21 protein-coding genes are annotated in these 18,003 nt (G+C 72.9%); 11 read left to right on the top strand and 10 right to left on the bottom strand.

Annotated elements, in window-relative coordinates; genetic code table 11:
* From ACTHMS_RS14315 to ACTHMS_RS14280, 8 genes are all read left to right on the top strand, one after another.
* Positions 1-1,014 (top strand): Ig-like domain-containing protein (locus ACTHMS_RS14315; protein WP_440307347.1); only part of this gene is annotated, 1,014 nt, incomplete at its 5' end.
* Complete coding sequence (locus ACTHMS_RS14310) at positions 1,011-1,409, top strand: DUF6916 family protein (RefSeq protein WP_440307346.1); 399 nt, start codon at positions 1,011-1,013, stop codon at positions 1,407-1,409. The genes ACTHMS_RS14315 and ACTHMS_RS14310, both read left to right, overlap by 4 nt.
* Before the next feature lies 1 nt (position 1,410).
* The gene (locus tag ACTHMS_RS14305) at positions 1,411-1,908 is read left to right on the top strand and encodes a GNAT family N-acetyltransferase (RefSeq protein WP_440307345.1); all 498 of its coding nucleotides are present in this window, start codon (positions 1,411-1,413) and stop codon (positions 1,906-1,908) included.
* Complete coding sequence (locus tag ACTHMS_RS14300; RefSeq protein WP_440307344.1) at positions 1,905-2,405, top strand: phage tail protein; 501 nt, start codon at positions 1,905-1,907, stop codon at positions 2,403-2,405. The genes ACTHMS_RS14305 and ACTHMS_RS14300 overlap by 4 nt, the downstream gene beginning before the upstream one ends.
* A 27-nt stretch (positions 2,406-2,432) precedes the next feature.
* The gene (locus ACTHMS_RS14295; RefSeq protein WP_440307343.1) at positions 2,433-2,933 is read left to right on the top strand and encodes a phage tail protein; all 501 of its coding nucleotides are present in this window, start codon (positions 2,433-2,435) and stop codon (positions 2,931-2,933) included.
* A gap of 25 nt (positions 2,934-2,958) precedes the next feature.
* Positions 2,959-3,492, top strand: coding sequence for a phage tail protein (locus ACTHMS_RS14290; protein WP_440307342.1), 534 nt, complete (start codon positions 2,959-2,961; stop codon positions 3,490-3,492).
* A 65-nt stretch (positions 3,493-3,557) separates the two neighbouring features.
* Positions 3,558-4,178, top strand: a complete 621-nt coding sequence (locus ACTHMS_RS14285; RefSeq protein ID WP_440307341.1) for a hypothetical protein — start codon at positions 3,558-3,560, stop codon at positions 4,176-4,178.
* A 109-nt stretch (positions 4,179-4,287) separates the two neighbouring features.
* Positions 4,288-4,668 (top strand): VOC family protein, encoded by a 381-nt coding sequence (locus ACTHMS_RS14280; RefSeq protein WP_440307340.1) that lies wholly within the window; start codon positions 4,288-4,290, stop codon positions 4,666-4,668.
* Between the two features lie 521 nt (positions 4,669-5,189).
* Here ACTHMS_RS14280 and ACTHMS_RS14275 read toward each other — a convergent pair.
* Positions 5,190-5,969, bottom strand: a complete 780-nt coding sequence (locus ACTHMS_RS14275) for a hypothetical protein (RefSeq protein ID WP_440307339.1) — start codon at positions 5,967-5,969, stop codon at positions 5,190-5,192.
* A 165-nt stretch (positions 5,970-6,134) separates the two neighbouring features.
* Here ACTHMS_RS14275 and ACTHMS_RS14270 point away from each other — a divergent pair, with 165 nt between their 5' ends.
* On the top strand, positions 6,135-7,022 hold the full coding sequence (locus ACTHMS_RS14270) for a VOC family protein (RefSeq protein WP_440307338.1): 888 nt from the start codon (positions 6,135-6,137) through the stop codon (positions 7,020-7,022).
* A 6-nt stretch (positions 7,023-7,028) separates the two neighbouring features.
* On the opposite strand, the gene ACTHMS_RS14265 is transcribed toward ACTHMS_RS14270, so the two are convergent.
* From ACTHMS_RS14265 to ACTHMS_RS14230, 8 genes are all read right to left on the bottom strand, one after another.
* A complete protein-coding gene (locus tag ACTHMS_RS14265; protein WP_440307337.1) occupies positions 7,029-7,910 on the bottom strand; it encodes an SDR family oxidoreductase in 882 nt (293 codons plus the stop codon).
* 306 nt (positions 7,911-8,216) lie between these two features.
* A complete protein-coding gene (locus ACTHMS_RS14260; protein WP_440307336.1) occupies positions 8,217-9,638 on the bottom strand; it encodes a hypothetical protein in 1,422 nt (473 codons plus the stop codon).
* A complete protein-coding gene (locus ACTHMS_RS14255) occupies positions 9,635-10,174 on the bottom strand; it encodes a hypothetical protein (protein WP_440307335.1) in 540 nt (179 codons plus the stop codon). Before ACTHMS_RS14255 ends, ACTHMS_RS14260 begins: the two co-directional genes overlap by 4 nt.
* 5 nt (positions 10,175-10,179) lie before the next feature.
* Positions 10,180-10,434, bottom strand: a complete 255-nt coding sequence (locus ACTHMS_RS14250) for a hypothetical protein (RefSeq protein WP_440307334.1) — start codon at positions 10,432-10,434, stop codon at positions 10,180-10,182.
* 64 nt (positions 10,435-10,498) lie between these two features.
* Entirely contained in the window at positions 10,499-11,455 is a 957-nt protein-coding gene (locus ACTHMS_RS14245) for a helix-turn-helix transcriptional regulator (protein WP_440307349.1), read from the bottom strand.
* Complete coding sequence (locus ACTHMS_RS14240; protein WP_440307333.1) at positions 11,455-13,263, bottom strand: AAA family ATPase; 1,809 nt, start codon at positions 13,261-13,263, stop codon at positions 11,455-11,457. The genes ACTHMS_RS14245 and ACTHMS_RS14240 overlap by 1 nt, the downstream gene beginning before the upstream one ends.
* A gap of 52 nt (positions 13,264-13,315) precedes the next feature.
* Positions 13,316-14,077 (bottom strand): anti-sigma factor, encoded by a 762-nt coding sequence (locus ACTHMS_RS14235; protein WP_440307332.1) that lies wholly within the window; start codon positions 14,075-14,077, stop codon positions 13,316-13,318.
* Positions 14,061-14,627 (bottom strand): RNA polymerase sigma factor, encoded by a 567-nt coding sequence (locus ACTHMS_RS14230; protein ID WP_440307348.1) that lies wholly within the window; start codon positions 14,625-14,627, stop codon positions 14,061-14,063. The genes ACTHMS_RS14235 and ACTHMS_RS14230 overlap by 17 nt, the downstream gene beginning before the upstream one ends.
* Before the next feature lie 250 nt (positions 14,628-14,877).
* Between ACTHMS_RS14230 and ACTHMS_RS14225 the strand changes: the two genes are divergently transcribed.
* Complete coding sequence (locus ACTHMS_RS14225; protein ID WP_440307331.1) at positions 14,878-15,507, top strand: hypothetical protein; 630 nt, start codon at positions 14,878-14,880, stop codon at positions 15,505-15,507.
* 143 nt (positions 15,508-15,650) lie between these two features.
* Positions 15,651-17,141, top strand: a complete 1,491-nt coding sequence (locus ACTHMS_RS14220; RefSeq protein ID WP_440307330.1) for a phytoene desaturase family protein — start codon at positions 15,651-15,653, stop codon at positions 17,139-17,141.
* Here the strand turns inward: ACTHMS_RS14220 and ACTHMS_RS14215 are convergent.
* Positions 17,031-17,957 (bottom strand): YhjD/YihY/BrkB family envelope integrity protein, encoded by a 927-nt coding sequence (locus ACTHMS_RS14215; protein ID WP_440307329.1) that lies wholly within the window; start codon positions 17,955-17,957, stop codon positions 17,031-17,033. The genes ACTHMS_RS14220 and ACTHMS_RS14215 overlap by 111 nt on opposite strands.
* Between the last annotated feature and the right edge of the window lie 46 nt (positions 17,958-18,003).

The raw sequence follows: 18,003 nt of genomic DNA, 5'->3' as shown, positions 1-18,003 counted from the left end.
AGTACGAGCCTGGTCGTCTCGCAGGCCGCCACGTCGACGACCGTGACGGTGCATGCGCACGACCTCTCGGCGACCGTCACCCCGGTCGCTCCTGGCACGGGCACGCCGACCGGCACGGTCACCTTCGCCGTCGGCGGCGTCCCGGTCGGCACCGCCACCCTGTCGGGCGGCACGGCCACGCTGACCTACACCGTGCCCACCGGCCGGGCGAACACGGTCGCCGCCGCGTACAACGGCGACACCGACTTCGCCGCGTCGTCGGTGTCGACCACGCGCCGCGATCCGCTGATCACCGCGCACGTGCAGAGCAGCAGCCCGCGCTCGTCGTACGGCTGGTACCACGCCGCGGTGACCGTCACCTTCACCTGCACGCCGCAGGGCGCCGCGCTCACGACGCCGTGCCCCGTCGCCGTGACGCTCACGCACGACGGCGCAGGCCAGTCGGTCAGCGGCACGATCATGGCGGCCGACGGCGGTGCGGCGACGGCGTCGGTCACCGGGATCGACATCGACACCGTGCGTCCGCGGGTCTCGATCGCGGGCGTGCGCAACGGTGCGACGTACCCGAGCGCACCGCGGGCACGCTGCTCGGCGAGCGACACGCTCTCGGGTGTCGCGCGGTGCACCCTCACCAGCAGCGTGCGCAACGGCCGCACCACCTACCGTGCCACCGCCGTCGACAAGGCGGGCAACACCGCGACGGCCACGGTGACGGTCACCGTGCAGGGGTACGCGCTCGCCGGGGCGCCGTTCGTCGACGGCGCCTTCACGGTGCACGTCGGACACGCCTACACGCTCGTCGTGCAGGGCGTGAGCGTGCAGCCGCACTTCTACGACGCCGCGGTCGTCCCGGCCCGACCGACGAAGCGCGACCAGGCCTTCCACGCCGCCGGACGCAACCGCTGGACCTTGGGTGTCTACATGCAACGGGCGTTGAGGTCACACCCGTACTGGTACCTCGGCGTGCTGGTCGGGCGCACCATGCACCTCGTCAAGATCCGGATCGCGCCATGAGTGATGAGGTGGAGATGACCGCGACGACGCGGCGGACGTTCCTGGCCGGCGGTCTCGGTGTGGTCGGCCTTGCGGTGGTGGGGACGAGTGAGGGTGTCGCCGACGCAGCGACGGCGCCCGCCCCGGCACGGCGGCACTACCGCGCGTCCGTCGGCAAGGTGTTCGTGCTGCGGCACGGCACGCACGCCTACCGCGCGCGGCTGACGGCGATCCGCAACCTGCCGCACGCCGGCACCAAGCACCGCGAGCAGTGCTTCTCGCTGGTGTTCACCAGCCTGCGCGGGCACATCCCCGACGGCACCTACACCGTGCAGCGGCGCGGCGTGCGCACGCACTCGCTGTTCGTGACCGGCGGCGGACGCAGCACCCACGCCATCGTCAATCGGGCGCACTGACATGACCGCACAACGCACCCTCGAGACCCGGCCGGTGACACAGGCCGACCTGCCGTTCCTGCGCGACCTGTTCGTCGAGTCACGTCCGGGGTTCGACCTGTTGCCGCCGATGGTGGTCGACCAGCAGCTGCTGGCCCAGCGATGGCAGTACCGCTTGCTGCACCCTGCGGCCGTCGACGAGATCGTGCTGCTCGATGGTGCGCCGGTCGGCCGTGTCTGGACAAGTGTTGAGGACGGTCGGCTGCACCTGCTCGACCTCGCCGTGCGTGCTGCGCACCGGCGCCGGGGCATCGCGCGCGTGGTGCTCGGGCGGCTCGCGAGCACGGGTCTGCCGATCGAGCTGCAGGTGTGGCGCGAGAACGACGCCGCGATCGCGCTGTACCGCTCGACGGGCTTCGTCGAGGTGGGCCATCAGGGCGGCGGTCACCTCGCGATGCACCGGCCTGCATCGTCGTCCGACCTGGACCGACCCGTGCACGAGAGCGAGGCGGCGCGATGAGCACCCCCTTCATCGGCGAGATCCGCATGTTCGGCGGCAACTTCGCCCCCGTCGGCTGGTTGTTCTGCCAGGGACAGCTGCTGCCGATCGACCAGTACGACGCGCTGTTCAACCTCATCGGCACGACCTACGGCGGCGACGGGCAGAGCACCTTCGCGCTGCCCGACCTGCAGTCGCGCGTGCCGGTGCACCAGGGCTCGGGGTACGCGCTCGGCCAGACCGGCGGTGCCGAGCAGGTGCAGCTGACGGCGAGCCAGATTCCGCAGCACACGCACGGGCTGCGCGCCGCGTCGGGGCCGGGCACCACCGCGTCCCCGTCGAACGCAGTCTGGGCCGGCAGCACCTACGACGCCTACAGCGACCAGACCCCCGACACGGCGATGTCGGCCGCGGCGGTCTCGTACACCGGCGGCAACCAGCCGCACGAGAACATGCCGCCGTTCCTGGTCATCAACTTCATCATCGCCACCGAAGGCATCTACCCGTCACCGAGCTGACGCCACGATCCGCGCGAGGAGTGCTTCGTGTCAGACCCGTACATCGGCGAGATCAAACTGGTCTCGTTCAACTTCCCGCCGAAGGGCTGGGCGTTCTGCAACGGCCAGCTGCTGCCGATCAACCAGAACCAGGCGCTGTTCTCGATCCTCGGCACGTTCTACGGCGGCAACGGTCAGACCAACTTCGCGCTGCCGAACCTGCAGGGGCGCGTGGCGCTGGCCTACGACGCGCAGCACCCGCTCGGTGAGATGGCCGGCGAGGAGCTGCACACGTTGACGCTGAACGAGCTGCCCGCGCACAACCACCTCGCGCAGGCGTCGGACACGGCAAGCAACCCCGGCAGCAGCCCCGCGGGGGCCGTCTGGGCGCAGAACGGCGCGGCGATGTTCGCCTCGGCCTCCGACGTCGCGATGGCCCCGGGTGCGCTGGGTTCGGCGGGGGGCGGCCAGGCACACGAGAACCGCCCGCCGTACCTCGTCCTGAACTACATCATCGCGCTCCAGGGCATCTTCCCGTCGCAGAACTGACCCGGCTCGTCCGCAGGAGACCTCCATGACCGATCCTTTCCTCGGCGAGATCCGCATGTTCGCCGGCAGCTACGCGCCCTACGGCTGGGCGTTCTGCGCCGGCCAGCTGCTGCCGATCAGCCAGAACACCGCGCTGTTCTCGCTGCTCGGCACCTACTACGGCGGCAACGGCACGTCGAACTTCGCGCTGCCGAACCTCAACGGCAGCGTGCCCGTCGGCCAGGGCCAGGGCCCCGGGCTGTCGGATCGCGTCCTCGGCGAGACGGGCGGGGCCGAGGCGGTGGGCCTGCTCGTGGGCGAGATGCCGTCGCACACCCACCAGGCGACGGCCGTCTCGTCCAACGGAGATCTGACGTCGCCGGCCGCCCTGACGACCTGGGCGCCCGCGAGGTTCGGACGGGCCGCGCAGAACCTCTACTCGACCGGCGCGCCCGACGTGGTGATGAACGCGAACGCGCTGGCCCTCGCCGGCGGTAACCAGCCGCACAACAACATGCCGCCCTACCTCGCCGTCACGTTCATCATCGCGTTGCAGGGCATCTTCCCCTCGCGTCCCTGATCGACCCTGGCGGCGGGATGTCGGCCGCGCGATAGTCGTGCCGACACCGACGACGGGGGACGAGCGTGAGCGAGACCGACCTCGAGCCGACGCGCCGCGCGCTGCACGCCGTGGCCGAGCACCTGCTGGCGGGGCCGCAGTACCGGGCGAGCGGACGCATCCGGCTCGCCGTGACGGCGGACGGGTTCGCCACCGTCGCTGACCCGGCCGTCCGTCTCGCGGGTGCGGAGGTGAGCGCGGGTGATCGCACGTGCCCCGTCGCCGGGACGGTGCGGCGCCTCGGCTTCGCGCTCGGACTCGAGCCGGGGCGGCCGGAGGGTCTCTACGAGGACGGCTCGGGCGTCGGACTCGACGACACGCTCACCGTCGACCCGGACGCCGCCGGCATCGTCCTCGCCGCGCTGATCACCGGCGACGCCGCGCTGCGCGAGTTCGCACCGGACGAGACGCCCGTGCTGTGGCCCGAGCACTTCGACGTGGCGATCCGCATCGACGAGGTCAACTACGGGGTGTCGCCCGGCGACGGCTTCGTGCCCGAGCCGTACGCGTACGTCGGCGTGCACCCCGTGCCGCCGGGCGGGTTCTGGAACGCGCCGTTCGGGGCCGCGCGTCCACTGCGCGAGCTCGGCCGGGCCGCCGACGTCGCGGCGTTCTTCGCCGAGGGACGCGCTGCCTCCGCAGGCTGACTGTCGCTGCGAGCGACCCGGCGCTTGCGTGCCGACCCTTCGCTCGACCGCTGTCGCACGGCTCGGCCCGAGGGCTACGCTGCGCCGCCATCACGACCTGGAGGCGGCCATGCTCAGCGACACGACGGCGACGACGATCCTGATGGTGCGCGACGGCGAGCGCGCGGTCGAGTTCTACCGCGACCGGCTCGGTCTGAAGTACGAGGGGCGGCAGGCGACCGACGAGGAGCTCTTCTCGCTGCGCGCCGGTGGCCTCGCGCTGCGGGTCGACCCCACAGCGACGGCGTCCGGACGCACCGAGATGTCCTTCGAGGTCGACGACATCGTCGGCGAGATCAAGGAGCTCGAGTCGCGCGGTGTCAGCTTCCAGGACTACGACCTGCCCGGTCTGACGACCGTCGACCACATCGCCGAGCGCGACGGGCAGAAGGCCGCCTGGTTCCTCGACCCCGACGGCAACGTGCTCTGCCTGCACCAGCTGCCGTCCTGATCGACGGCGCGAAGCAGGCGCGTCCGGCGTCTGCCCGCGTCGACGGGGCGGTTGGCCGACGGGTGTGTCTGGTGCGGGTGCATAGGGTCTGCCCGCGCCGGCTGGGCGGGGCGGGGCGGGGCGGGGCGGCGGACGTTTCCCGTTCGCGCCGGCCGGTCGCGTCCCACTGCCTGGTGCGCCGCGGCGATCGTGTGCAGGACGCGCGCGGAACTGCGGTGTGTCTGCACATGATCGCGAGCGGGCTTCCGATCATGTGCACGGCGCGCGCGGGACGTCGGCGTGTCTGCACATGATCGAGAGCGGGGTTGCGATCGTGTGCACGGCGCGCGCAGGACTGTGGCGTGTCTGCACATGATCGCGAGCGGGCTTCCGATCGTGTGCACGGCGCGCGCGGGACGTCGGCGTGTCTGCACATGATCGCGAGCGAACGCAGTACGGACGGGCTTGCCCCGTCTGCGCGGGCAGACCCTATCGACCAGCGCGACGAATTGCTTCCCGAGCAGCGCTGGCCGTGGACATGCTCAGGCGAGGTCGACGTCGTTCGCGGGGCCGTCCGAGTCCGCGTCGGTCACGGCGCCGGCCGGGCTGGGCAGCACCGGGATCTGATCCCACCGCTCGAGCCACTGCTCGACCCGGTTGGTCGCGATCGAGTGGTGGTCGGAGTCGGGGTTCACCGGCCGGGTGCCGCTGCGGAAGGCGAGGTACTCGTCGTGCTTCTCGCTGATGTCGTTCAGCATCCACCACTCGGGGACGACGTAGCTGCGCACGGCCGGGCCGGGGCCGAGGTGCACGAGCACCCAGAACGCCCGCGGGTGTTCGTCCTCGGCCATGGGAGTGCCGTAGCTGGCGCGGGTCTGCCAGTCGCCGGCCGTGCGGGCGCGCACGACGAGCCGCACCTCGCCCTCACCGCCCGGGCCGGTGACGACGACCTCGCGGCGGTTGCCGTCCTGGACGACGCGGGCCTGGCCGCCCCGCTCGGTGACCTCCTTGACCACGGCGGCGATGCCGCGGTCGTTCACCGACATGGTGACCCGGGGTGCAGCAGGAGCGCTCGGCCGGGCGCTCGTGCTGCTGCGCGGGGCCGTCGAGCGGGTGGTCGCCGTGCGCGTCGTGGTCGCGCGGCTGGTCGTCGTGCGCGTGCCAGTCGCGCGGGCCGCCGACTTCTTCGCGGGCGCCGCGACCGTCCACGTGACCGCGCCCTCGCCGTTGTGGCTGAACCGGCACGTGTAGTGGGTGCCGGCGGCGTCGGTGGTCCAGGTGACGGCGGCGTCGCTGCCGCAGCGGGGGCACGTCGGGGTCATGGTCACCATCGTCCCAGCCCGCGTGCTCGCCCGGACGCCCGAGGCGCGGCGCGCTGCGTCCGCCACACTCGTCCGGCTCGAAGATCCTCGGCCGCGACCGATGAATCCTCTTCCGCCGGCGGGTCATAGCTGGTGTCATCGATCGACTCGACCGCAGGAGGCCTCATGTCCACCATCACGCCGCACCTCTGGTTCGACCGGCAGGCCCGCGAGGCCGCCGAGTTCTACGGCGAGGTCTTCCCCGACTCGGGGCTGACCAGCAGCTCGGTCATCGGCGACACCCCGGACGGCGAGACCGAGGTCGTGACCTTCCGGGTGTGGGGTCAGGACTTCATGGCGATCAGCGCCGGTCCGCGGTTCACGATCACGCCGGCGATCTCGTTCATCGTCAACTTCGAGCAGGACGCCGACCTGCTCGACCAGGTGTGGGCGCGGCTCACCGACGGCGGCACCGTGATGATGGACGTCGGCGAGTACCCGTTCAGTCGCCGCTACGGCTGGGTGGCCGACCGCTTCGGTGTCTCGTGGCAGCTCATGGTGACCAACCCCGAGGGCGACCCGCGCCCGCGGATCACCCCCGCGCTGACCTTCGTCAACGACGTGTCCGGCCAGGCCGAGGAGGCGACCGACGCCTACATCAAGATCTTCGGTGACGCCGAGCGCGGGACGATCGCGCGCTACCCAGAAGGTGTCGAACGGAGCGAGCCGGGCACGATCATGTACTCCGACTTCCGCCTCGGCGACTCTTGGCTCGCCGCGATGGACGGCGGTCGCGGCCACCAGTGGGGCTTCAACGAGGCCGTCTCGCTGGTCGTGAGCTGCGCCGACCAGGCCGAGATCGACCACCCCTGGGACGCGCTGTCGGCTGTCCCCGAGGCCGAAGCGTGCGGCTGGTGCAAGGACCGCTGGGGCGTCTCGTGGCAGATCATCCCGGCCGAGTTCGGCGAGCTGATGGGCTCGGGCACGCCCGAGCAGTCGCAGCGCGTCGTCGCCGCGTTCATGCAGATGAAGAAGTTCGACATCGCCGCGCTGCGGGCCGCCTACGACGGCTGAGCCGGGTCACGACCGCGCGTTGTCGACGGCGGTGTTGCGGGCGCTCGTCGACCGGCCGAGGGCGGCGACCTCCGCGTCCATCTTCTCGAGCATCGCCGGCGCCTTCTGCAGCGTCGCCTGATCGCCCGCCTTGGACGCGAGCAGCACGCGCAGTCCGTGCATGACGGCGACCCAGCGCGGCACGTAGATGCGGCGCTTGCGGCCGGCGATGCCCGCGACGAACGCGTCGATGCACTTGGCCAGCGAGGTCGTCCGGCCCAACGGGCCGGGCAGCGCGGCGAGCATGTCGTTGAAGGCGCCGAGGTCGTCCTTGGCGTCCTGCACCAGCGGGGTGTCGATCCACGACATGTGCGCGGTGCCGACGTCGACGCCGTGGTGGGCGACCTCGAGGCGCAGCGCATTGCCGAAGTGCTCGACGCCCGCCTTCGACGCGTTGTAGGCCGCGAGACCCGGCGCGGCGGCGAAGGCCGCGAGCGACGACACGACGAGCACGTACCCGCGTCGCTCGATCACCGACGGCAGCGCGGCGCGCACCGTGTGGAACACGCCGTTGACGTTGATGTCGATGACACGGCGGAAGGTGGCCGGGTCGACCTGCAGCACCGATCCGTAGCTGGCGATGCCCGCGTTCGCGACGACGATGTCGATGCCGCCGAAGCGCTCGACGCCCTGGTCGACCGCGGCCTGCACCGAACCGAGGTCGGTCACGTCGGCGACGATGCCGACCGCGCACTCGCCGAGCGACGCGGCAAGCTCCTGCAGCGGCGCGCCGTCGACGTCGAGCAGCACCAACCGGCAGCCCCGCTTCGCCAGGGCCTGTGCGAGGCCGGCGCCGATGCCGCGCGCCGCGCCGGTGATGAGGACGACCTTGCCGGTCAGTTCAGCCATGCCGACACCATGTCACCCCGGCGTCCGCTGGGCCAGTTCACCCGGACTTGACCAAGATCGACTCGTATGTCTAGTGTGTGGAACATCGCTCGGCGCTAACCCTTCGCCAGCCGCTTCCTGTGCTTGGTGGGGCTCAATCCCAGCCTCTGCGAATCCCCTCATCCGACCGGTGTCGCGCCGTCCCGACTCGGCTCAACGAACGTTGAGCCTGTGGTCCTGACTCCGCGGCCCGGCCTTCGACCAACTGAAGCGGGGGAAAGAGCGTCGGCGCCGCGGACACCCGTGGCGCCGACGTTCCCGCCGAGGTCAGGCTCCGCAGATCGGGATCTTGGGTGTCACGCTCGAGAGGTCGACGACGCGTTTCTTGGTCTCGAGCCCGAATTCGAGCTTGGTGTTCGGCAGTACCTTCTGCAGCACCCCGACCAGCGACGAGTCGAACTCGACGCTCGCGCCGCCGGAGATGTCGACGTTGAGGAAGACGCTCTTGCAGAGTGTCAGCGGGGCGCCGAGTGCCGAGCCGTAGGTGACGCCGACCGCGACGGTGACCCCGGCGTTCGGTCCGGCATTGAACAGCGACGGACCGACGCCGACGGACCCCTTGATGTTGACGGCGAAGACCGCACCGCTCGGCGCCAGCGAGAGCCCGGCCAGGCTGTCGGTGAGGCTGCGCACGACGCTGACCTTCGGCGCGAGCACGTCGCCCGACGGGGCGATGCCGATGGGGCCGGCGAGCCCGTACTCGCCGAGCCCGTTCAGGGTGGCGTTGGCTCCGCCGAGCGCGAAGCTCAGACTGATCTTGTACTTCAGTGCGAAGGTGATCGGGAGATAGGCGGTCTCCGGCCCGGGTGGGAGGGTGACGCTGAGCCGTCCGGACGGGAGCAGCGCGACCTTCTTCGACCCGAGATCCTTCTTCACCCCGACGCCGACGCTGAAGCCGAGCTCGAAGCCGGTGATGCCGTTGATGCGGAATCCGCTCGACGTGGTCCGTCCGTTGCTGACGCCGTAGGCGCCGTCGATGCTCAGGTTCTTGGTCTTGAAGGACATGTCGACGGCCGCCTTCAGCCCGTCGGTGGAGTTGTGCTCGACCGTCGCACCGATCTTCTTGGTGCTGTAGGACAGGCCGACCTTCCACTCGCCGATGGTGAACGACGGGGAGATCGACGGCGGCGGCAACGGCTTCGTGGCCGTGACGGCCTGCGCTCGGAACGAGCTGGGCAGGTCGTCCTTCGTCGGTGTGGACGGCCCGATCTGCAGCCCGGGTACCAGCTGGAAGCGTGCGGTCGCCGGGTCGATGGCCCGGTGCAGGTCGATCCGGCCGTTGCGCAGCACCTCGTTCAGCTGCACGGGGGCGATCGTGACCCGACGCGTGCCTGCGCCGTCGGTGAGCGCGACCACCCGGCCGGCCACGATGCTCGTCATCAGCAGCACCGACCCGACCCTGAGCCGGCCGGCGTTCGGGGCGTGCGCGTCGATCGTCCACGTCAGCCCGTCGTCGGTCGCCCCCCTGACCGCCGCGGCGCCACCCCCGACCACGACGACGTCCGGCTGGTAGTCGACGCCGGTCGGTCGCGCGCCGTAGCCGAACGCCTGCTGTTGCTGCGGCGTGCCGGTCGACGTGGTGTCGCGGCGGGTGTCACTGCGCGAGCCCTGTCCCGTGATGCTGCCCGACGAGCAGGCGGTGACGGCGAGCAGCAGGGACGCGACGAGCGTGAGCAGCCGCGTCCTCATGCCAGCCGGCCGATGGCGATGCCGGCGAGCTTGATCAGCGACGGGCCGGTGTCGACGTCGTCCAGTCGCAGCAGGCGCAGCCCGACCCAGGTGCCTTTCGCCTTGACGAAGATCGCGCCGTCCTCGAGGTGCGCCTCGTCGCCGACGCCAGGCACCGTCCTGAACGTGTGACCGAGATCGATCTTGTCGATGTCGTAGTACTTCTTGGCGCCGTCGCCGACGTAGACCTCGAGCTGGCCGACGGCCCCGCTGGTCGGGGTGGCGAAGGTGCACAGCTGCTGGGCGCGCATCTTCGGCATCAGCTTCGTGCCGGCGATGGCGTCGGCCTCCTGCTGGGTGACCAGCGAGCACGGATTGCTCTTGGCCGCCGTGCCGGGATCCTCGAACGACTCGCTCGGCGTCGGTGCCGGGGCGGACGACACGGGCGCCGCCGACGGCGAGCCGGCACCCGAGCCGGTGCCGCCGACCGCGTCGCTGCTGCATGCCGTCGTGGCGAGCAGGGCGGTCGCGGCCAGGGCGGCCGCGGTGGTGATCATCGAGCTCATCGTGGGTCCCCCGTCCCGAGCAGCCATTCGGCCGGATTGATGCGGTCCACCCGCCACCCCGCCGCCTCCACCGCGACGCTGACAGCTGCCTCGTCGCAGCCCTCGACGAACGCGATGACGACCTCGTCCGCCGGCAGGTGGATCACCGCGGCCACCCGGAGGTGGTCGGGCAGGCGCGGGAACGGTTCGTGCGGCGCGACGTGCCCCCCGGTCGCGTCGTACCGCTCGACGGCGAAGAGGCGAGTGGACACGTCCGGGACGCTAGGAGCGCGGCGACGGCGAGGAATCGGGGGATTCCCTACGCGCCGGGGTCGGTCACCCCTCGGTGCGGCGGCCGGCGAGCGCGACGCCGAGCTCGGCCCGGGACGTGATGCCGAGCTTGCGGTAGACGCGCGCGAGGTTCGCCTCGACCGTCTTCGGGCTGATGAACAGCGTGTCGGCGATGACCCGGTTGGTGCGTCCGTCGGCCGCGAGCCGGGCGACGCGGTGCTCGGTGGCGGTCAGCTCGAGCGGGGCGGCGACGCGCTCCCCGAGCCGGGTGAGTTCGGCACGCGCCCGCGCGGCCCATGACGCCGCACCGAGCTCGTCGAACGCGGCGACCGCTGCGTCGAGACGCTCGCGCGCCTCGCGCTTGCGGCGGGCCCGCCGGTGGGCGATGCCGGCGACGAGCAGGCAGCGGGCCCGTTCGAGGGGCACCACGTCGGCGGGCAGGGCGGCGTACGCCTCGTCCAGGGCGGCGAGCGCGTCGTCGACCGGGCGCCCGGCAGCGGCCTCGACGAGCACGGTGCTGCGGGCGATCCCGAGCGCCGTCCACGGCCGCGGCAGCCGGTCGTGCCTGCGCCTCAGGCGCTGCAGTGCCTGCTCGGTGGTCGCCGGGTCGCCTGCGCCGACGCACGCCTCGACCCAGTCGGGCTCGAAGCGGCTGGCGAGCGGTTCGACCAGGCCGAGCGCATCGATGGCGGCGGCCAGCTCGGTGTAGGCGGACGCCGCCTCGGCCGGGCGCCCCGCGGCCAGCGCGACGTTGCCCGCCAGCAGCAGATGGATGCGCCGCCGCCACCAGTCGTCGGTCTCGGCCGCGATCCGAAGTTGCTCCGCCGCCGTCGCACCCGCGGCCTCGAGCTCGCCGACGCAGGCGTCGAGCAGCCCGCCGAGCCAGGTCTCGGCGACCAGTCCGGACGCGAGCTGTGCCCCGAGCTCGCGCGCCGCGTCGACCCACCGGCGCGCGTCGACGTAGCGACCGGCCTGGATCTCGGTCTCGGCGAGATGGGTCATCAACTCGTGTTGCGACGGTTCGTCGCCGAGCTCGACGGCGCGGTCGAGCATCCACTGCAGGCGGTCGCGGGCACGGGCGTGGTCGTCGATGCCCTTCCAGAAGATCGCCGGGATCGTGCCGGCCAGCCAGCTCGGCTCGTCACCCTCGAGCGCCAGCGCCTCGTCGAGCAGCGACAGCCGGATCGGCTGTCCGGCCCGCACCTCGTTGAAGAACTGCGACTCAGGGCGGACGCGAGCACCGACCGGTCGCTCTGGCCGAGCAGGCCCCGTGTCGGGGAGTCGTGGCGGCGCCCGGCCAGCAGCCGCGCGCCCGCGCTCGCGTGCTCGCCCGCCACGGACGGGTCGTCGACGAAGATCGCCAGATGGGCGTGGATGCGCCCGGCCAGCGGCGACGCGGGATCGACGTGCTCGAGTGCCTGCCCCGCCGCCCGTGCGGCCGTGGTCACGTCGTCGGCGCTCCATGCGACGGCGGCGCGCAGCAGCAACGCCTCGGCACGGGCGTCACCCGTCGCGTCGGCGGCCATCCGTTCGGCCTGCGCTGTCGCGGTGCCGTAGTCGCCGGCGTCGAAGCGGCAGTGCGCGGCGGCCAGCCGCCGTCGGGCTGCGCCGTCGGGATCGTCCGCCGGGGTCAGCGCCGCTGCCCGGTCGTAGAGCCCGGCCGCCAGTTCGGGCGCACCACGGGCGCGCCGCCGCGCGGCCGCGGCGTCGAGGTCGTCGGCGATGCCGGCGTCGGGCTGCACGGTCGCCCGCGCGAGGTGCAGCGCTCGTTCGTCGGGGTCGGGGGTGGCGGCGGCGATCGTGCCGTGCAGTCGCCGCCGCGCCGTCGGGGTCAGCGACGACCGCACCGCGGCCGCGTACATCGGGTGCGCGAACCGCACGCGCCCGGTCACGTCGACGGTGACCAGCCCGGCGGACTCGGCCGCCTCGAGGGCCGGCAGGTCCGCGCCGGCCGCGGTGAGGTCGCCGAGCCGCGGGGTGGTGAGCAGCGCCGCGAGACCGACGGCGTGCTGCGCTGGATCGGGCAGCGCGCCGAGTGTCGCGGCGACGAGCTCCTGCAACGACGCGGCGACCGGGAGGTCGTCACCGGGTGCCGGCGGCACCGGCAGCCGCAGTACGGCGCGGGCCAGTTCGGCCGCGAGCAGCGGGTTGCCACCCGAGTCGTGCGCGATGCGCGCGAGCAGGGGGCGCCCGAGCGAGGTCTCGAAACGGTCGGCGATGAGGTGGTGCAGGGGTCCGCTGCCGAGCGGGGTGAGCGTGATCCGCTCGGCGCGCTCGGGGGTCGCGTCCAGGCCGAGCGGCAGGGTGGCCGTGCCGTCGGTGCGGGCCGTGATCACCATCGCGAGCCCGGGCAGCCGGCGCACGGCGAAGCGCAGCGCGCGCTCGCTCGGCGGATCGAGCCACGGCGCGTCGTCGACTGTCACGACCACCCGGCTCGCCGCGCGCGTCAGCGCGTCCTTGAGCAGGGTGCGCGTGGCCGCCCCGAGTGCCCGCTCGTCGACCTGGAGGTCGTCGTCGAGCAGCAGTGCCGCGTCGACGGCGGCGCGCTGCGGGCCGGGCAGCTGCTCGGCGTGCTCGCGCAGCGGCTGCAGCACGTCGGCGATCGCCGCGAGCGGCAGGTCGTGCTCGGCCTCGGTCGGCGCACAGCCGAGCACGGTCCGACCGTCCTCCCGAGCCCGGCGCACCAGCTCGCGCAGCACGGCGGTCTTGCCGATCCCGGCCGGTCCCTCGAGCACGACGACCCGGTGCTCGCCGAGGGCGCGCATCGCCCGGTCGAGCACCTCGACGCGTCCGAAGACCGCGCTGATCATCGTGCGAGCCTGGCACCGCGGCGCCGCCGGGTCCATCCGGCGACGCGCGCGCTCACTGGGTGATCTGGCCGCGCAACACGCTGGTCTGGTGGCTCGGGTCGCCGTTGTAGCGCTGATCCGAGACGTCGACGATGTGGTAGGCCTGAGTGTCGATGCCCTCGGGCACGGTGAAGCTGCCGCGAGCCTTCGCGCCGAGCGTGCCGATGGCGACCATCTTGTTCGCGCTCGGGTCGTAGAGCCAGACCTCGTAGTAGCCGTGCGGCGCCGGCAGTCCGGACGTCGTCACCGTCATCTGCCGGCCGTAGGGCGACGCGTGCATGGTCGCCTCGCCGTGCGCGGCCGCGGCCGTGCCGGGCTGGGCGGCGAGGTCGGCCGACGCGGTCGAGCTCGCCGGTGCCGAGCGCGAGTGGCCGACGGCCCAGCCGATGCCCGCGGCCGCGACGACCGCGGCGGCCGCGAGCAGCGGAGCGAGCAACCGCCGGCGCGGACGCAGCGGGGTGACCGTCGGCGTGACCGTCCGGCCGGGGCGGTCGTCGTCGGCCACTGCGGCGTGGATGCGTTCCCACACCTGTGGAGACGGGCCGGGCGTGCCGTCGTCGGCGGCGCCGACCCGGGCGATCTCGCGGATCGCACGGAAGGCGCGCAGCTCGTCCTGGCACAGATCGCACGTCTCGATGTGGGCGGCGAGCTCGGCGTCGACCGGGTTGTGCAGCGCCAGGTGCGGCAGTTCGTCCCAGGCGCGGCGGTGCAGGTCGTCGCTCGCGGCGAACCGGCGGTCGTCCGCGGGCGGGGTGGGGTCAGACGAGGGCGACACCGGCTGCCTCCAATCGGGTGCGAAGACGGAGCAGGCCGCGCCGGGCGTGGCTCTTCACCGTGCCGAGCGGCAGCCCCGTGGCCGCCGCGATCTGATCATGGGTGAGGTCGTCGAAGAAGGCGAGTTCGAGTACCCGGCGTTGGCTCTCGGGCAGCTCGGCGAGCTCGTCCGCGACCACGACGGCGTCGACGGCGCGATCGGCCGGGTCACCGCCGACGGGCGGGGTGGGCGGCAGATTGGCGGTGAGCGCAGCGAGGTCGCGCACCTCGCGGGCGCGCGCACGAAGCACGTCGACCGCCCGGCGGCGGGCGATGCCGACCAGCCACCCGGCGAGCGAGCCGCGAACGGGGTCGAAGGTCTCGCGTCCGCGCCAGGCGGAGACGAACGTCGCCTGGGTGACGTCCTCGGCGTCGGACGCGTCCTGCAGGGTGCGCAGCGCGAGGCGGTACACCAGCGGGCCGTGCTCGTCGTAGGCCGCCCGCAACGCCCAGTCGTGCCCGGCCACGAAGGCGTCGGCCAGCTCGCGCCGGTGCTGCTCGTCGGTCGTCACGCCGCGCTCCCGTGGTTCGGCGAGGGGTGACGCGGCACGCCGGGGACGCAGCACGACCGCTCCTTCCGCCGCTCGGACATCGGGCCCTCCTGTCGGGTTCGACGGTGTTACGTCCGACGGTTCACGGCCGGATGCACCCCGGACAATCTGTGCCGGGTGTGCATCCGGGGTGCGGGATCGGGACGCAGTAGGGGGTGTCGCCGGCCGAGGGGCCGGCGCATCGATGCAGGACCGACCCGAGGAGGACGTCATGCCCGCTCGTCGTCTCGCCGCGCTCGTCGCCGGCGCCGCCCTGACCGTCGCCGTCCCCGGCGCCGCCCTGGCGGCCGGCTCCGGTGCCGCGCACACCACCGCCCCGGCCCGCGCCGCCGCAGCTTCGACCACGTACGTCGTCCCGGTCGGCGGCGTGACCATGCTCAAGCTCGCCCCGGCGACCGCGCAGGCCCTGGCGGCCAATCATGTGTCGGTGCGGCTCGCCAGCGAGGCCCGAAGCCTCAAGTCCGGCATCGGGTTCCCGATCACCGGCGGCCTCGTCAACGCCAAGACCCTCGGCGGACGCATCACCCACATGGGCGGCCTGACCTTCGTCGCCGGCGGCAAGCAGCTCACCGTCCGCGACTTCGTCATCAACACCGTGCGCGGCAAGCTCACCGCGTACGTCGACCAGGCCAAGACCCGCATCGACCTGCTGAACATCGACCTCGGCCACGCCAAGGTCACCGCGTCCTCGACGCACGTCGGCGTCGCGAACGTGGGCGCCACCCTCACCGCCGCGGCGGCGTCGGCGCTGAACAGCTACTTCAAGACCAACCTGTTCAAGGCCGGCCTGGCCATCGGCACCGCGCAGGTCAGCGCGAAGGTGGTCGTGCTGAAGAGCTGACCGCTGCTGACCGCTGCCGAGTGGTGGGTTCTGCGTCGAGTGGTGGGTCACAACCCGCCACACGCGCCGGAACCCACCACACGGTGGTCTGGGGCCCGCCTCTGGACCGGTAGCAACCTTGGGACGAACGGGACGGAGGCGGCGTGGCGAGGATCGTGGTCATCGGGGCGGGCGTCGGCGGGTTGACCGCCGCCGCGCGGCTGGCGGCGTCGGGGCACGACGTCACCGTCTGCGAGGCCGCGCCGACGGTCGGCGGCAAGCTCGCGTCGCGGTCGGTCACGGTCGAGCAGGGCACGTTCCGCTTCGACCTCGGCCCGACGCTGCTGACGCTGCCCGAGGTCTTCCACGAACTGTTCGCCGCGACCGGTGACGCGCTCGAGCTGCCGCTGCAGCGCCTCGACACGATCGTGCGGCACCGCTTCGCCGACGGCGCGCAGGTCGACACCGTCAGCAACGCGGTGGCGCAACGCCTGGTTATGGACGAGGCGTTCGGGGCGGGCGCCGGCGCGGCGTGGCAGCGGCTGATGGACCGCGGCGCGGCGATCTGGCGCGCGGTCGAGGAACCGATCTTCCGCACACCGCTGTCGCCGCGCCTCGCCTTCGGGCTGGCCGCCCGGTTGCGGCACCTCGGCGACCTGCGGGCGGTCGCTCCCGGGCGCACGTTGCGCAGTGTTGCGCGCAGTCTGTTCCTGGACGAGCGGCAGCAGCGGATGCTCGAGCGGTACGCGACCTACGAGGGGTCCGACCCGCGGCGTGCGCCGGCCGCCCTCGCGGTCGTGCCCTACCTCGAGGCGGCGCACGGCGCCTGGTACGTGCCGGGCGGCCTGCACCGCATCGCCGGTGCGCTCGCCGATCGGGTCGCCGACCGCGGCGGACGACTTCGGCTCGGCACCCGCGTGACGGCGATCGAGACCGACGGCGGCCGGGTGTCAGGGGTGCGGCTGGCGGACGGGCGCCGGCTGCCTGCGGAGGTGGTCGTGGCGAACGCCGACGCGTCCAGCGTCTACGGGCAGTTGCTGACCGAACGGCATCGGCTCGACCGCGCGGCACCACCGGCCGACTCGCTCAGCGGCGTCGTGCTGCTGCTCGGCCTGCGCGGGCGCACCCCGGGCCTCGCGCACCACACCGTGCTGTTCGGCGACCGGCCCTACGGCGACGAGTTCGACGCGGTCTTCGGGCGGCCCGGGCGTCCGGTCGCCGACCCGGTGCTCTACCTCAACGTGCCCGGCGACGCCGCGCCGAGCGGGTTCGAGGCGATGTACGTGCTCGTCAACGCACCCCGCCAGGGTGAGCCGGGCGGGCCCGGCACCTTCGACTGGACGGCGCCCGGTGTGGCAAAGCGGTACGCCGACGACCTGCTCGAACTGCTGGCCAAGCGCGGCGTCGACGTGCGTGACCGGGTGCTGTTCCGCGAGGTGCGCACGCCCGCCGACCTCGCGCGCGACACGCTCGCGCCGGGCGGTGCGATCTACGGGCGGGTGCAGCACGGGGCGTTGTCGACGCTGCGGAGACCGGCGAACCGCTCACGCACGCGGGGACTGTTCCTGGTCGGCGGCTCGACCCACCCCGGCGGCGGCCTGCCGCTCGTGGCGCTGTCGGGCACGGTCGTCGCCGATCTCGTCGGCCCGGCCTGAGCCGCTGCGCCGGCGTTCGTGCAGCTGCAGCGTGGCGAGGTACCCGACCAGGAACACCAGGTGCTCGAGGTAGATGAGGAAGCCGATCGCGGCGACCGTTGCCGCCGGCCGGTACCCGCCGAAGGCGTGGTCGAAGCCGGACACCGCGCGCACCACGATCACGTACGCGAGGGTCTGGCTGGCCAGCCATGAGGCCGTCCAGAACCCGCTGATCAGCAGCGCCCGTGCGCCCGGCCGGGCACTGGCGAACCAGCGGTAGACGACGACGAGCACGGCGAGCAGCGCGAAGAACAGGATGTTGAAGGCGACGAGGATGCCGAGCAGCCGCGCGCCGAGCCCGTCGCCGAAGGGGTCGAGGAGCAGCGGCCGCAGCAGCCCTACGAGGACGATCTCGCCGACGACCACCATCGCGACGAGGACGCCGGTGAGCACGCGTCCGCGCACCCAGCGCGACTTGCGCTCGGGTGCGGTCGAGAACCGTTCGAGGCTGCGCACCATCCCCTCGGCGTAGAGCGAGGTGGGGACGAGGGCGACGAGCACCGTCCACCAGCTGGTCGCGGCCGCGCTGTGCGCGAACGCGACGATGCGGTCGCCGAGCCCGAGCGGCCCGTGCAGGTAGCGGGCGAGCCCTTCGGCGGTGCGCGCGACGTCGTGGCGTCCGAAGCAGGCGGCCGCGACGCGCGTGCCGATGGCCAGCAGCGGGATCAGGCCGAACGAGGCGTAGCAGGTGAGGGCTGCCGCGACGACGAAGACGTCCGACCGTCGGGCACGCGCGCGCAGTCCCGCGGCGAAGGCTCGGAGCGCGGCGCTGTCCACCTGACTCAGCATCACCAATCGGCGCGGCGCTCAACCCGTGCGGCCG

The organism is Jatrophihabitans sp. (genome assembly GCF_051960575.1).
Classification (GTDB): Bacteria; Actinomycetota; Actinomycetes; order Mycobacteriales; family Jatrophihabitantaceae; genus JBQCEE01.
The sequence above is the reverse complement of the archived record's forward strand: the minus strand, read 5'-3'. Positions and strand labels throughout refer to the sequence as shown.